The following is a 12,593-nucleotide window of genomic DNA, read 5'->3' on the forward strand; positions in this document are numbered from 1 at the left end:
TGTAAATGTAAACGAATTACCTCATCTTTTACCCGCACCTTCTGCAACGCCGCAACCGACCGGCCCTGGATCCTGCCCGGCGGGAGGTGTCACTCCACACGCACACCGTTGCGCAATACACCGATCGCATCGACCTCCACCTCGACACTGTCTCCCGCCTTCATCCACACGGGTGGCGTGCGCTTGGCGCCCACGCCGCCGGGCGTGCCGGTGACGATCACGTCGCCCGCGGCCAGCGGCATGAAGGCGGAGATGTGCGCAATCTGCCGGGGGATGCCGTGGATCAGCTTGTCGGTGGTGGTGCGTTGCATCTCCTGGCCGTTCAGCCGCGTGACCAGCGTCATGACCTGGCCGTCGGCGATCTCGTCGCGCGTGACCATCCATGGACCGAAACCACCGGTGCGCCAGAAATTCTTGCCCGCCGTCCACTGCGGTGTCGCGGTCTGCCAGTCGCGGATGCTGCCGTCGTTGTAGCAGGCGTAGCCGGCAATGTGGTTCCACGCATCGGCCTCGGCGATGCGCCGTCCGCCCCGGCCGATGACGATGGCGATCTCGCCCTCGTAGTCGAGCTTGCTCGACTCGGGCGGCAGCACGATATCTTCGCCATGCGCCACTTGTGACTCGGCCACGCGCAGGAAGAGCGTGGGCTTCTCGGTGATCTCGCGGCCGGTCTCGCGCACGTGCTCGCCGTAGTTGAGTCCCACGCAAACGATCTTGCCGGGGTTGGGGATCACGGGCAGCAGCTGCACTTCGCTCAGCGGGAGGGTCGCGTCGGCGTTGGCCATGGCCGCGGCGGCTTCGTCCAGCAGGCCGGCGGCAATCAGCGCCTTCAGGTCCGTCGCGCGGCTGCCGAAGATGCCGCGCAGGTCGGCAACACGGTCTGCGCGCTCGCCTGTCACCGCGCCGTAGCTGTCGATGCCGTTGTGTTGGTAGCTGATGAGTTTCATGGTCTGTCCGTGAGGCCCGCGAGGGCACGTGGTGGTTGTGGAAACGGGTTTACGCCAGGCGACCTCCAATGCGCGAAGCGCCCTCGGTGATCAGGTGAACCATCTTGTCGAGATCGACGATCGACAGGCGCGAGGTGTCGAAGACCAGCGAGATGGCGCCCCATGCGCCTCCATCGGCCTTCAGGATCGGCGCGGCGACGGCCGCGAGTTGCGGCTCGAGCTCGCCGATCGATATGTAGTGGCCCGCCTTGCGGATCGCCGCGTAGTGGCGGCGGAACTCGCTCCACTCGGCGGGCAGCCCGCAGCGCACCAGCTCGTCGTGGCGGGCATCGAAGACCTTGCGCAACTGCGCCGGCGCGAACGTGGCCAGCAGCACCTTGGGCGCGCCGCCCTGGAACAGCGGACGCGGCCTGCCGCGCCCATAGGCCAGTGCGGGCGGCGCACCGCCCATCTCGCGGTGCGTGTCCAGCACCTGCATGCCGAAGAGCCCCGAAGTGACGCAGTCGAAGCCGGTGGCCGCCACCAGCTCGCGCATCACCGGAATGCCTTCGCGCAGCACCGGGTCCGCCTTGCGGATGTAGTGGTCGAGCAGGATGATGCGCGGCCCCAGCGCGTAGTGCGAATCTTCCACGCGCTGCAGCAGGCCGGCCTCCAGCAGCAGCCGTACGTAGCGGTAGCCCGTGGGCAGCGACACGTCGAGCGCGGCCGAGATGTCGTCCGCCGTGCGTGTCAGGTGCGTGTCGTCGAACAGGTCGAGAACGCCCAGCATGCGACCCAGGCTGGACAGGGATTTTTCCGGCACGCGATTTCCTCCAGGATGTCATGGCGCGACGGGGAGGTGTTGCGAGATGCGATCCAGATCGAGCCCCGTGCGCGCGATGCCGACGATATATCGGTCGGGCCGCAGTATCACCGCTTGCGCTTCCTGCGCGTCGAGCCAGTCGCGCAGCGGCGCGTCGGGCTGGTCGATGACCATCGCGTCGGCGCGGCGCCAGCGCTCGACGGTGGCGGGAGCAGCGGCCGCGAGTGCGGCGGGCCGGCCGATGACCGCGCTGCGGCGACCCAGCAGATCGTCGAGCAGCCGCCCGTCGCAAAGGCGCGGCTGCGGAAACGGCCGGCCCGCCGGCGAGCCGGGCTGCGCGTCGAAGGCGCCTTCGCCCAGCACCTGCGGCGGCAGCTCGAAGATCTCGGGGCGGCCCGCGCGGAACTTCGCGTCGCGCTCGGCCGCGAGCGCCGGGTCGGTGGTCTGGATGATGTTGCCCAGCCGCACCGCCAGTTCGATGAGCGCGCGCACATGCGATGCGCGCTCCGACTCGTACGTGTCGAGCAGCGCATCGGGGGCCTGCCGCGCCAGCACCGCTTCCAGTTTCCATGCGAGGTTGGCCGCGTCGCGGATGCCAGCGCACATGCCCTGGCCGAGGAAGGGCGGCGTCTGGTGGCAGGCATCGCCCGCCAGCAGCAGCCGGCCCCGGCGCCAGCCCTGCGCAATAACGGAGTGGAAGGTGTAGATGGCTGCGCGCTCCAGCCGCGCCTGTTCGGGCCGCACCCACGGCGCGACCAGGCGCCAGAGCGATGCGGGCTGCACCAGCGCTTCGCGGTCGTCGCCGGGCAGCACCATGATTTCCCAGCGCCGCCGGTTGCCGACCACGTTGCAATAGGTCATGGGTCTTGCCGGGTCGCAGTGCTGCACCGTGTGCGTAGGCAGGTCGACCGGCTGGCGCAGCACCACGTCGAACACCAGCCACGGCTGGCGCAGGCCGAGGTCGAGCATCGCGCTGCCCATGTGCTGGCGCACCGGCGAGCGCGCGCCGTCGCAGCCGATGACGTAGCGCGCGCGCACGGTGGACGTCTGGCCGCCGCCGGTTTCGCGCACGGCCAGCGTGGCGCCGTCCGCGTCCTGCGCGATGCCGGTCACCTCGCTGCACAGCCGCACCTGCACATTGCCGAAGCGCGCCAGGCCTTCGCGCAACACGGCCTCGAGTTCGGGTTGGTGAAAGTAGTAGTTGTTGGCGCAGCCGTGCGGCCCCAGCGCGGCGCTGCCGCCACGTATCAGCATGGTCTCGCCCGCGCCGTTGACGAAGTGCATGCCCTGCTCGCCGGGGCGTGCAATGGCCAGGGCCTGCTCGCGCAGTCCCGCGCCCTGCAGGATGCGCAGTACCTCGCCGTCGAAGTGAATCGCGCGCGGCAGCGGGAACACGCCGGCTTCCCGCTCCAGCACCACCACGGACAGCCCCGCCGCGCCCAGCAGGTTGGCCAGCGTGGCGCCGGTGGGACCGAGCCCGACGATCGCGACGTCGTGCACGAGCCGCGTCTCAGCCACGCTGGTCTTCCTCCATGCGGCGCGCCACCTCGGCCTGCCATTGGGCGCGGCTCATGAACTTCGGAAATCGTTTGGCGATGGCCTCCGCCCGCGCAAGGATGACCTCGTCGGGCTGGGACAGGTCGACGGGCTCGCGCAGCGGCTGCTCGCAGTACCAGGGCGTGTCCATGAAGAGCTCGAGCCGGTTGCCCTCGGGATCGCGGCAATACACCGACACCGCGTTGCCGTGCGTCACCGGGTGCATGTCGCTCGCACCCTCTGCCAGCAGCCGGTCGTGGAACTGGCGCAGCGTGGCGATGTCGGGCACGCGAAAAGAGATCTGGTTGACCACGTTGAAGCCCGGATCGGCCGGCCGGCCGGTGGCGAGCACCAGTTGGTGGTGCTCACGCGGGTCGCGGCTCAGGAACACCAGCTGCACTGCGCCCAGGTCGCCCGCGTCGGTCTGGGTGAAGCGCAGGGCCTGCCGGTAGAAGCGCGCCATGCGCGGCAGGTCGTTCACGTACAGGCCGATGTGGCTGAACTGCAGGTTCAATGGGCTGTTGTCGGTCAATTCAATGTCTCCTGGCGATAAAGCGTGCCGGCTTTCGGCTTCGCGTTGGAGAAATGATATTGAAATTATCGTATTTTGACAATACGGAGTATTTAACTATCATTCGAGCTCGTGCAACGGCACGCAAGATCAACAGGAGACAAACCGATGAGAGTTCTGAAGATGGCGGCACGCCGCTGGATGGCCCTTGGCGTGATGGCCGCGGCAAGCGCCGTGGCGGGCGGCGCGGCGGCGCAAGCCGACTACCCGAGCAAGGCGGTGCGCATCATTGCCCCCTTTCCCGCAGGCAGCGGGCCCGATGCGAATGCGCGCGAGATCGCCGCCGAGCTCACGAAGATCCTGGGCCAGACCTTCTATGTGGAAAACCGGCCCGGTGCCTCGAACATCATCGGCACCGAGGTGGCCGCCAAGGCGCCGGCCGACGGCTACTCGCTGTACATCGGCACGACCAGTTCGCTGTCGGTGGTGCCTCACCTGTACTCGAAGCTGCCCTTCAACGCCGAGAAGGATTTCGCGCCGGTCAGCCTGTTGGGCGTGCTGAACACGGGCCTCATCGCCACGCCCGGCGTCGAGGCGAAAGATGCGCGCGCGCTCATCGCGGCGCTCAAGGCCAGGCCCGATTCGGTCGCGGTCGCAACGGCGGGCATCGGCAGCTATTCGCACCTGTCGGCCGTGTGGTTCAACAATGCCGCGGGCGTGAAGACCAACCTCGTGCCTTACAACAGCACCAGCCCCTACACCGATCTGATCGCGGGCCAGGTGCAGGCCATGTTCGACGGCCTGCCCGCTGCCGCTGGAAGCATCCGCGCCGGCCGGCTGAAGCTGCTGGCCATCACCGGCAGCAAGCGGCACCCGAGTTTTCCCGACGTGCCGACCTTCGCCGAAGTGGGCCTGCCGGACTATGCCCCGATCGCCTGGCAGGGCATCCTCGCGCCGGCCGGCACGCCCAAGCCCATCCTGGAAAAGCTCAGCGCCGCCATGCTCAAGGCCTGCCAATCCGATGAGCTGGCGAGGAAGTGGCGCGACTACGGCGGCGAACTGCGCTGCAACTCACCGGCAGAGTTCACCGCCTTCATCAATGCCGACCGGCAGATGTGGGGCAAGGTGATCAGGCAGGCCAACGTCAAGCTCGACTGACGCGCGGCGTCCCGCCCTCGCTGCCGCCAGGCAGGTCTCTGTCCAGCATGCAGTCAATGAAAGCGCGCAATGCCGCCGGGAAGTGGCGTCGGCTGGCATGGTAGAGGAACAATCTGCGTTTGCCCGGGCGCATCGCCACATGCCAGGTCGGTCCTGCGACCTCTACTCGCTTGCCTTTGAGTTGTAGTCGACGGACCTGGCAGAGCATCGGATCGATATCGAATCGTCCCGATGCCTGCACTGAGCGCATAGTCCGCGGCGACCGCAAACGGGTGGGGCTAAGTTATGCAGCGCCACGCCGTGCCTGACGTGCCCAGTAGGCGAAGGTGGCATTCACGATCGCTGGCTGCAGCAGAAAGTCATGCGCCTCGCGTCCGGCTGCCGGCTTGATGGGTTGAATGGCGCCGGCTGAGAGGGCGTCCAGGCACATGCGGGCGTTGCGCTCGGCGAAGACCATGAGGTAGATGGCTTCTTGAATGCTTGCACCGGTGCAGACAGCGCCGTGGTTGACCAAGAAGGCGGTCCGCTTGCCTTTCAGTGCCTGCGAGATCAAAGCGCCCTCTTCGTCACCGGTCGGCACGCCCGGCCAGTCCGCCAGAAAGCCGCAGTCGTCGTAGAACATGGCCGCATCCATCTGGGCCACCGGCATGGGAATGCCGAGCATCGACAAGGCCGACAGCGCCGGCGGGTGGGTGTGGACGATCGCGTTGACCTTCGGGTGGTGGCGGTAGATCCAACTGTGGAACAGCACACCGGGGTTTGGCCGGCCCGCGCCTTCGAGCGTATGAAGGTGTTCATCAACCCGCAGCAGATGGCGGGCCTCGACCTCGTCGAAGCCGGTGCCCAGCGCGACAGTGCGCATGCAACCGCCGTGACCGTCTCGCAGCGTTACCTGGCCGGCCAGTCCGGACGAATGGCCTTGTGCGCCGAGGATGCGGCATGCGTCCAGCAAGGTATCCGTCGCACTGTCCAGGGGAGGGCCAGCGACTGGCTCCAGAAAAAGTGTCTTGGGCAAGGTGTTGTCTCCGGGTGGGGGTGCAGTCAGTCGTCCAGCTTGATGCCCTGGTGCAGGATCAGGGTGCGGTAGCCGGCTACATCGTTGCGTACGAGGGTTGCGAACTCTCCGGGCGATGACTTGAAAGGCACGAAACCGATCGCTCGAACTCTTGACACGAAGGTGTCGCTGCCGGCCGCAATGGCAAGTGCGCGTGTCAGGCGCTGCGTCACCTCTGCGGGCAAGCCCGCCGGCGTGACGAGGCCCAACCAGGGCGCCGCGTCGAAGCCCTTCATGCCGAGCTCGTCAAAAGTGGGCACCGTGGGCAACAGCGGACTGCGCTCGAGTGCGCCGACGGCGAGCGGCTTGACGCGCCCGCTCTTCACGTACTGGGCGCCGAGGTTGGTGTCGATGAACATCAAGTCGACATGCCCGGCCACAACGTCGGCCAGCGCTGGCGCGCCGCCGCGGTAGGCGATGTGCGTCACGAAGACGCCGGCGCGCTGCTTGTACGATTCGAAGGCCAGGTGCAAGGGGCCGCCCACGCCGGAAGAGGCATAGCTCAGTTTGCCCGGCCTGGCCTTGGCCAGGCGCGTGAGTTCGTCGAGGCTGTTGGCCGCCACCGACGGGTGCGCCACCAGAACCAGCGGTATCTTGGCGACTGTGCCCACGTACTGGAAGTCCTTCGCCACGTCGTAGGCGATCTTCTTTTGCAGCGCCGGATTCACGGCGAGCGCGCCAACGTCCTGCAGGCCTATGGTGTAGCCATCCGGGGCCGAGCGCGCGATGACCTCGGCCGCGATCATCCCGGCGGCACCGGCGCGGTTCTCGACGACCACTGGCTGGCTCAGTGCCGTGGCCAGCGACTCGGCGAGCATGCGTGCCACTGTGTCGACGGCGCCGCCGGGCGGCAGGCCGACGATCATCCTGATGGGGCGATCAGGATAGGTCTGGGCGAACGCCGGCCGGCTGGCCAGGCCCATGGCGCCGAGCGAAAGCGCGCAGGTGAAGGAACGTCGTTTCATCGCGGTGTCTTCGGGGCAACGAAGCAGTGGGTGGGATGAGGCAGTCTAGGAAGCGGCCTCCCGTCCCGCAACGCGGTTGCGGGCATGGCTCGAATAACCATGGGTTATGGCGCGCGGCGGCACTGATCGTCAGAATTGACGCTACTGTCCTTGCCATGCAGCCCAACGATCATCAACTCCGAGTCTTCCTGGCCGTATCGCGCGCAGGCTCCTTGCGCGCCGCGGCAGACATGCTCGGCGTGACGCAGCCGGCCTTGAGCAAGCAAATGGCGGCACTGGAGCAGACGCTCGGTGTGCGGCTGTTTCGCCGCAACGGCCGCGGCATGGCACTCACGGATCGAGGACAACAGCTGTTTCGCACCATGAGCCACAGCTACGACATCGTGGATGCGGCCTACGGCGCCGCGGCGGCATCGGCGGGGCGTTTGTCGATTGCCACCGTGAACACCTTGGCGGCCTATTTGCTGCCCGATGCCATGGTGCGTCTCGCGCAACGCTGCTCAGGCGTTACTGGAAGCATGATGACAGCCAGTTCGCCCGAGGTGGTCGAGCGCGTGGAGCGCGGCTATTGCGAACTGGGCCTGGTGTACGACTCGGCCGTCGACTCCGATGCCTTTGCGGTTCACCGCCTGCACGTGGAACACTTGTGCGGCTACCTGGCAGCGCGCGAGAACACACCACTGGCTTTCAACCGCGAGCAACTGCTGCTCGAGCCGCTGATCGTTGCGCCCAGGACCTATGCGCTGCGGCGTGCCCTTGAGCGCGAACTCGGAGGCGCACCTCGCGTGGCTTTCGAATGCAATTCCATCAACCTGTCTCTCGACTTCGCTGCGCGTGGCTTGGGCATTGCAGTGCTGCCGCGCCACCTACCCGACAGCATGATCGTGCCGCGAGGGCTGTCTCGCGCCGAGGTCTTCGAAGGACGCCTGCAGCGGCAGGTGGTGGCGATCTCGCGCAAGAGCGAGCCGATGACCGCAACGGCGGCTGCCGCGCTGGAGGCCGTGCGGGCGATTGCGCAAGCGCTCCAGCCTTGATAGGGCGGAAAGGAATGCGCCCATTGGCAGCAGCCTCAGGCTTGCAACCGGCCCTGAAGCGCCTGTCTTGTCGCCTCGGCCACGGAGGTCGTGGACCGACCGATGAGCCGGGACAGATCGCGAGATGAGCTCTCCAGTTCGCCCTGTGCCGCCTTCACGCTGGCATCGACGACGACATCGACGATCATGTCCGGCAGTCCGATGCTGCGCAGCACCGCCGCGAAATCGGTTGCCGGCAAATCCTTGTAGACGACGGCCTGACCCGTTTGCTTCGACACTTCCGCGGCGAACTCGTGCATGGCGAAGGATTGGTCGCCCGCGAGCTCGTATGTCTTTCCTTCGTGCCCGGGCTGGGTGAGGACTGCAATCGCTGCAGCTGCATAGTCCGCGCGCGATGCGGAAGAGAACCGACCGTCTCCGGAACTGCCGATGATGGAGCCTTGAGTCAGGGCAGCCGAGAGCGCCTGCGTATCGTTCTCCAGATACCAGCCGTTGCGCAGCAGAATGAACTCGAGGCCGGAGTTCTTCAGGTATTGCTCGGTTTCCCAGTGCTCTTTCGCGAGCGCCAATGCGGAGGTTTCAGCGCGCAGCATGCTGGTGTAGGCGATCAACCTGACGCCGGCTTGCCTGGCGGCGTCGATGACCGCCTTGTGTTGACCCAGTCGCTTGCCCGGGACGACTGCCGATACGAGCAGTAGCTTCTCCACGCCCTCAAGCGCCTTGACAAGCGTTTCCGGGCGATCGTAGTCCGCCTCGCGCACCTGCACCCCCATGGCAAGAAGGTCCAGCGCCTTCCCTGGGTTGCGCACGAGCGCGACGATCTGATCCGCCGGGATTCGATCCCGAAGTCCTTGGATGGCAAGACGCCCCAAGTTTCCATTTGCACCGGTGATGGCGATCATTTCAATTTCCTTTTGGTTTTCAGGTTGTTGTTCAGGGTTTTTTAAAGGCCGTGAGCCTCGAGCAGCAGGTTGGAATACCACCGTCCGCAGGCACGTTGGTCCCGCGGATCCACGCCGAGCCATCGGAATGGCGCGACGCACTCATCATTCAAGAACGATCTGCCGCGCCTTGACGATGCCCGCCGACTTCAGGGACTCGCTTCTGATGAATTGACCGAACTCCGCGGGCGACATCTTCATGAACTGGAACCCCAGGTCACTGAAGCGTTTCACCGCCCTGGGTTGCGTCATTGCATATGCGATCTCGTCGTGCAGGCGCTGCACGAGCGGCGCGGGTGTCCCCGCGCGCGCGACCACACCCAGCCACAACGAGAGGCCGACTGCGGGCAGTCCCGCCTCCGCCATCGTCGGAACATCGGGCAGTTCGGGCAGCCGCCGGGGTCCGGCCACGGCAAGCGCCTTCAGCTTCTGCGTGGACAGATAAGGCAGGCCTGGACCGACACCATCGAACAGGAGATCCACCTGGCCCCCCAGCAGATCCGTCATGGCAGGCGCGGACCCCTTGTACGGGATGTGATTGAACTGCCCGCCGCTGTCGCTTTTGATCATTTCTCCGAGCAGATGGCCCAGGCTGCCGCTCCCCTGCGAGGCGTAGTTCAGTGGTCGCTGCTTCGAGGCTGCGACCAGATCGGCCACGCTGTTGAACGGACTTGCTTTCGGTACATAGAGCACCATCGGCATGAGCATCAACGGTGAGACCGCAGTCATGTCCGCCACGGGGTCGTAGCCGAAGTTGGGATAGATGAACTTGTTGATGCCCAGGGTCGACGTGTCCCCGATCATCAGGGTGTGCCCGTCGGCAGGGGCTCGCAGCAGCGCAGCCGCTGCGACCTGGCCACCTCCGCCGGGCCGGTTGTCCACGATGACCGGCTTGCCCAGCCGCTCGCTCATGACTTCGCTCAGCGCGCGTGCCATCAGGTCGGCGGGCCCTCCCGGCGGGTAAGTCACCAGGATGCTCAACGCCTTGGTCGGGAAGTCCTGCGCGTGTGCCGCAATGCCGGTACCGAGCCACCCCGCTACCGCCCACAGGGCCGTCAATGTCTGTCTGCGATCCATGGTTTGTCTCCTTCAGTTGTTCTGGTGCGCTCAAGCCGCGGTCGATTCGCTCTTGTGCGCTGTGGTGTCCGCAACCTTGCGTTCCGGCTTGCGGACCACGACGCCTTGGCGCAGCAGTTCGTCCTGGACCGCGCCGATCTCGACGGCGCGTGGCGCCACGCCTTGCGACACGGACAACGAAGCCGCCACGCCGGCCGCCTGCCCGGTGACCCAGCACTGGGGAATTTCGCGCATGAACCCATGCGAGTTGCGATCACAGGAGATGTGGCGCCCTGCGGCCAGCAGCCCGTTGAGTGATCGCGGCACCAGGCAACCGTAGGGGATCGAGATGTTGGGGAACTTGGGCGAGACCGCCGGCGTGACGCCGATCTCGTCGGCGTGCACGCGCGCCGTCGGCCAGTCCTCGCGCAGGACGCTGCCGGATCCGACGAGTCTGCGCGTATGGCGCACGCCGAGTTGGGGCGCGCTGAGCATCATGAAGGCGCCTTCGAAGCCGGGTGCGTGCGTGCGATAGAAGTCCAGATGCGCCGCCATGAGCTTGTGGGAGCGCACCTCCACCTCGGTGAGGTCGTCGACGTTCAGTCCTGAATAGCCCGTTTGGCGAGGCCCCATGAACAAGGCGACGTCGTTGCGCCACGAAACGAACGGGCGCTCGAACAGGCCCAGGGCCTCGCGCCCGGCCTTGGTGAACTGCGAGAACTGCTCCGGCTGCCCCACCTTGAACTCGATCCAGCGGGTCATGTCGACGCCAGCGAACAACCACGACGTGTTCATGCAGTGATGAACATCGTCCTGATCGACGTCGATGGAAGTCGGTGCGCCGGCCCGGGCGAACATGTCGCCGTCGCCCGTGCAATCGATCACGACCTTCGCCAGGATCGCCTGCCGGCCTTCCTTGCTTTCGAAGACGACGCCGCGCACGGTGTTGTCTTCGACGATCGGCGCGGCGGCCCACGAGTGATAGACCAGCCGTACGCCGCGCTCGATCAGGATCTGCTGCGACAGGAGCTTGAGGCGTTCCGGATCGATCGTTGGCGACCAGGTCACCATGCCGTGGAACGCGGCCGTTCTTTGCGCCCAGTAGGCGGCACGCAGGGGGTCCCTGGAGCCCCATTCGCCCGGGGACGGACCGGCGATGCCGTCGGGCGGCAGCCGGGTCATCAGTTCTTCCGCGAAGCCGCGGATGGTCGGCCGGCCGTCCCAGTCCGTCATGCGATCGATCCAGATCACCAGTCCGCCCGTCGACAGGCCGCCCAGGTGGTTGTAGCGCTCCAGAAGCGTGACGTCCGCGCCCGTCGCTGCTGCAGCGGCCGCCGCCGCGGTCCCCGCAGGGCCGCCCCCGACGACCAGCACGTCGCAGCGGTGATAGATGCCGATGTCGCGACCGCGCTCGGACCATGTGCCGCCGTCCCTGCGTGGAGTCCGGGGTTCTTTCTTCACCTCGAAGATGTCCGAGGAGAGAAAGCGTTCGTCGCCTTGTACCGTGGTTTTCATGCCGCGATCTTAGGAATTCGTCGCTATGCTGAATAATGCTATTCATCGATAGCTGTTAACCGGTTTCCACATAGCTTGCTGCCGCCCCATGGACAATCGCCTGCTCGACTATTTCCTCCGCGTGGCCGAACTCGGAAGCATCAACAAGGCCGCGGCGAGTCTGAATCTTTCGCAGCCTGCCCTCTCGCGGCACATGAGCGCCCTCGAGCACGAAATGAGGGCGCCCCTGTTGATCCGGACGCAAAGCGGCGTGCATCTGACCGAGGCAGGGCAGATCCTCGCAGCGCGCGCTCGGCCCTTGTTGAAGCAGTTTTCTTTGCTGAAGGAGCAGGTTGGACTGACGGCCGCCGGCCAGCTTGCGATCGGCACGCCGCCGGCTTGGCATCACCTGTTCACCGCGCCCTTCGCGGAAAGGCTCCTGAAGGAACATCCGGGCATTGCGCTGCAGCTTCACGAAGGCGTGAGCAATCTGCTGCGCGAATCGATGGTGGTCGGGCTGCTCGACCTGAGCATCGTCCCCTCGGGCACGGTGCCGGTGGGCACCTACCGGCAGACCCCGCTCGTCCGGGAGCCGATCGTGATCGTCGCGAAGAACGAGGAAGCGCTGAGCGCGCACCGGCCGGTGCCCATCACTCACCTGGATGGCAGGAAGGTGGTCCTGCCAAGAAAACCCAATGCCCTTCGGACCCAGATCGAGCACGCCCTGGAGCGCAAGGGCCTTGCATTCCATCTGGCGGCGGAGACAGACACGCTGGAACTCTGCCTGGGCTTGGCACAGCGTGGCTTGGGCATGGCCCTGGTTCCGGCATGCACGCTCTACGGCCATCGGCTCGAAGGACTGAGCTGGGCCCCCATCAAGGGTCAGTTCATCACCTGGGTCCTCTGTGAGAACGTGTCGCGCTCGGACTCGCGGGCAGTGCGCGAAGGGCGGGCACTGGTGTTCGATACCGTTGCTGCGGCGCTGGGCAAGGACATCTGGTTCGGTGCTCAAGGCATTGCAGTAGAACTTGCAAGGTGAACTTCACATGCCTGTTTCGTCGCCGCGATCTTTCGAAGGGCTGTTTGCGATGGAGC

Annotated in this window: 12 protein-coding genes; 3 read left to right on the plus strand and 9 right to left on the minus strand. The window is 66.1% G+C overall.

The features are described 5' to 3' along the window. Window positions 1-89: 89 nt before the first annotated feature. Genes ACWV14_RS32515 through ACWV14_RS32530 form a run of 4 tightly spaced genes read right to left on the minus strand, consistent with a single transcriptional unit; the run spans window position 90 to window position 3,817 of the window. Window positions 90-947, minus strand: a complete 858-nt coding sequence (locus ACWV14_RS32515; protein ID WP_454907941.1) for a fumarylacetoacetate hydrolase family protein — start codon at window positions 945-947, stop codon at window positions 90-92. A 49-nt stretch (window positions 948-996) separates the two neighbouring features. Continuing rightward, the gene (locus ACWV14_RS32520) at window positions 997-1,749 is read right to left on the minus strand and encodes an IclR family transcriptional regulator (RefSeq protein ID WP_454907942.1); all 753 of its coding nucleotides are present in this window, start codon (window positions 1,747-1,749) and stop codon (window positions 997-999) included. Window positions 1,750-1,767: 18 nt separating this feature from the next. Continuing rightward, window positions 1,768-3,267 carry a bifunctional 3-(3-hydroxy-phenyl)propionate/3-hydroxycinnamic acid hydroxylase MhpA gene (gene mhpA, locus ACWV14_RS32525; protein WP_454907943.1) on the minus strand — a complete coding sequence of 500 codons (1,500 nt, stop codon included), beginning with the start codon at window positions 3,265-3,267 and terminating at the stop codon, window positions 1,768-1,770. Further along, entirely contained in the window at window positions 3,260-3,817 is a 558-nt protein-coding gene (locus ACWV14_RS32530; protein ID WP_454907944.1) for a VOC family protein, read from the minus strand. Before ACWV14_RS32530 ends, mhpA begins: the two co-directional genes overlap by 8 nt. 147 nt (window positions 3,818-3,964) lie before the next feature. On the opposite strand from ACWV14_RS32530, the gene ACWV14_RS32535 reads away from it, so the two are divergent. Next, on the plus strand, window positions 3,965-4,954 hold the full coding sequence (locus ACWV14_RS32535; RefSeq protein WP_454907945.1) for a Bug family tripartite tricarboxylate transporter substrate binding protein: 990 nt from the start codon (window positions 3,965-3,967) through the stop codon (window positions 4,952-4,954). Window positions 4,955-5,237: 283 nt separating this feature from the next. Here ACWV14_RS32535 and ACWV14_RS32540 read toward each other — a convergent pair whose 3' ends face one another. Together ACWV14_RS32540 and ACWV14_RS32545 are read right to left on the minus strand one after the other, a co-directional pair. Further along, complete coding sequence (locus tag ACWV14_RS32540; protein WP_454907946.1) at window positions 5,238-5,969, minus strand: aldolase; 732 nt, start codon at window positions 5,967-5,969, stop codon at window positions 5,238-5,240. Between the two features lie 26 nt (window positions 5,970-5,995). Continuing rightward, window positions 5,996-6,973 carry a Bug family tripartite tricarboxylate transporter substrate binding protein gene (locus ACWV14_RS32545; protein ID WP_454907947.1) on the minus strand — a complete coding sequence of 326 codons (978 nt, stop codon included), beginning with the start codon at window positions 6,971-6,973 and terminating at the stop codon, window positions 5,996-5,998. Between the two features lie 155 nt (window positions 6,974-7,128). Between ACWV14_RS32545 and ACWV14_RS32550 the strand changes: the two genes are divergently transcribed. Further along, window positions 7,129-8,007, plus strand: coding sequence for a LysR family transcriptional regulator (locus ACWV14_RS32550; protein WP_454907948.1), 879 nt, complete (start codon window positions 7,129-7,131; stop codon window positions 8,005-8,007). A gap of 35 nt (window positions 8,008-8,042) precedes the next feature. Here ACWV14_RS32550 and ACWV14_RS32555 read toward each other — a convergent pair whose 3' ends face one another. The 3 genes from ACWV14_RS32555 to ACWV14_RS32565 form a co-directional block, all read right to left on the minus strand. Next, window positions 8,043-8,909, minus strand: coding sequence for an SDR family oxidoreductase (locus ACWV14_RS32555; RefSeq protein ID WP_454907949.1), 867 nt, complete (start codon window positions 8,907-8,909; stop codon window positions 8,043-8,045). Window positions 8,910-9,053: 144 nt separating this feature from the next. After that, window positions 9,054-10,025, minus strand: coding sequence for a Bug family tripartite tricarboxylate transporter substrate binding protein (locus ACWV14_RS32560; protein ID WP_454907950.1), 972 nt, complete (start codon window positions 10,023-10,025; stop codon window positions 9,054-9,056). Window positions 10,026-10,055: 30 nt separating this feature from the next. Beyond that, a complete protein-coding gene (locus ACWV14_RS32565; protein WP_454907951.1) occupies window positions 10,056-11,519 on the minus strand; it encodes an FAD-dependent oxidoreductase in 1,464 nt (487 codons plus the stop codon). A gap of 88 nt (window positions 11,520-11,607) precedes the next feature. On the opposite strand from ACWV14_RS32565, the gene ACWV14_RS32570 reads away from it, so the two are divergent. Further along, window positions 11,608-12,537, plus strand: coding sequence for a LysR family transcriptional regulator (locus tag ACWV14_RS32570; RefSeq protein WP_454907952.1), 930 nt, complete (start codon window positions 11,608-11,610; stop codon window positions 12,535-12,537). Window positions 12,538-12,593 lie beyond the last annotated feature (56 nt).

Source organism: Variovorax durovernensis (assembly GCF_977011995.1).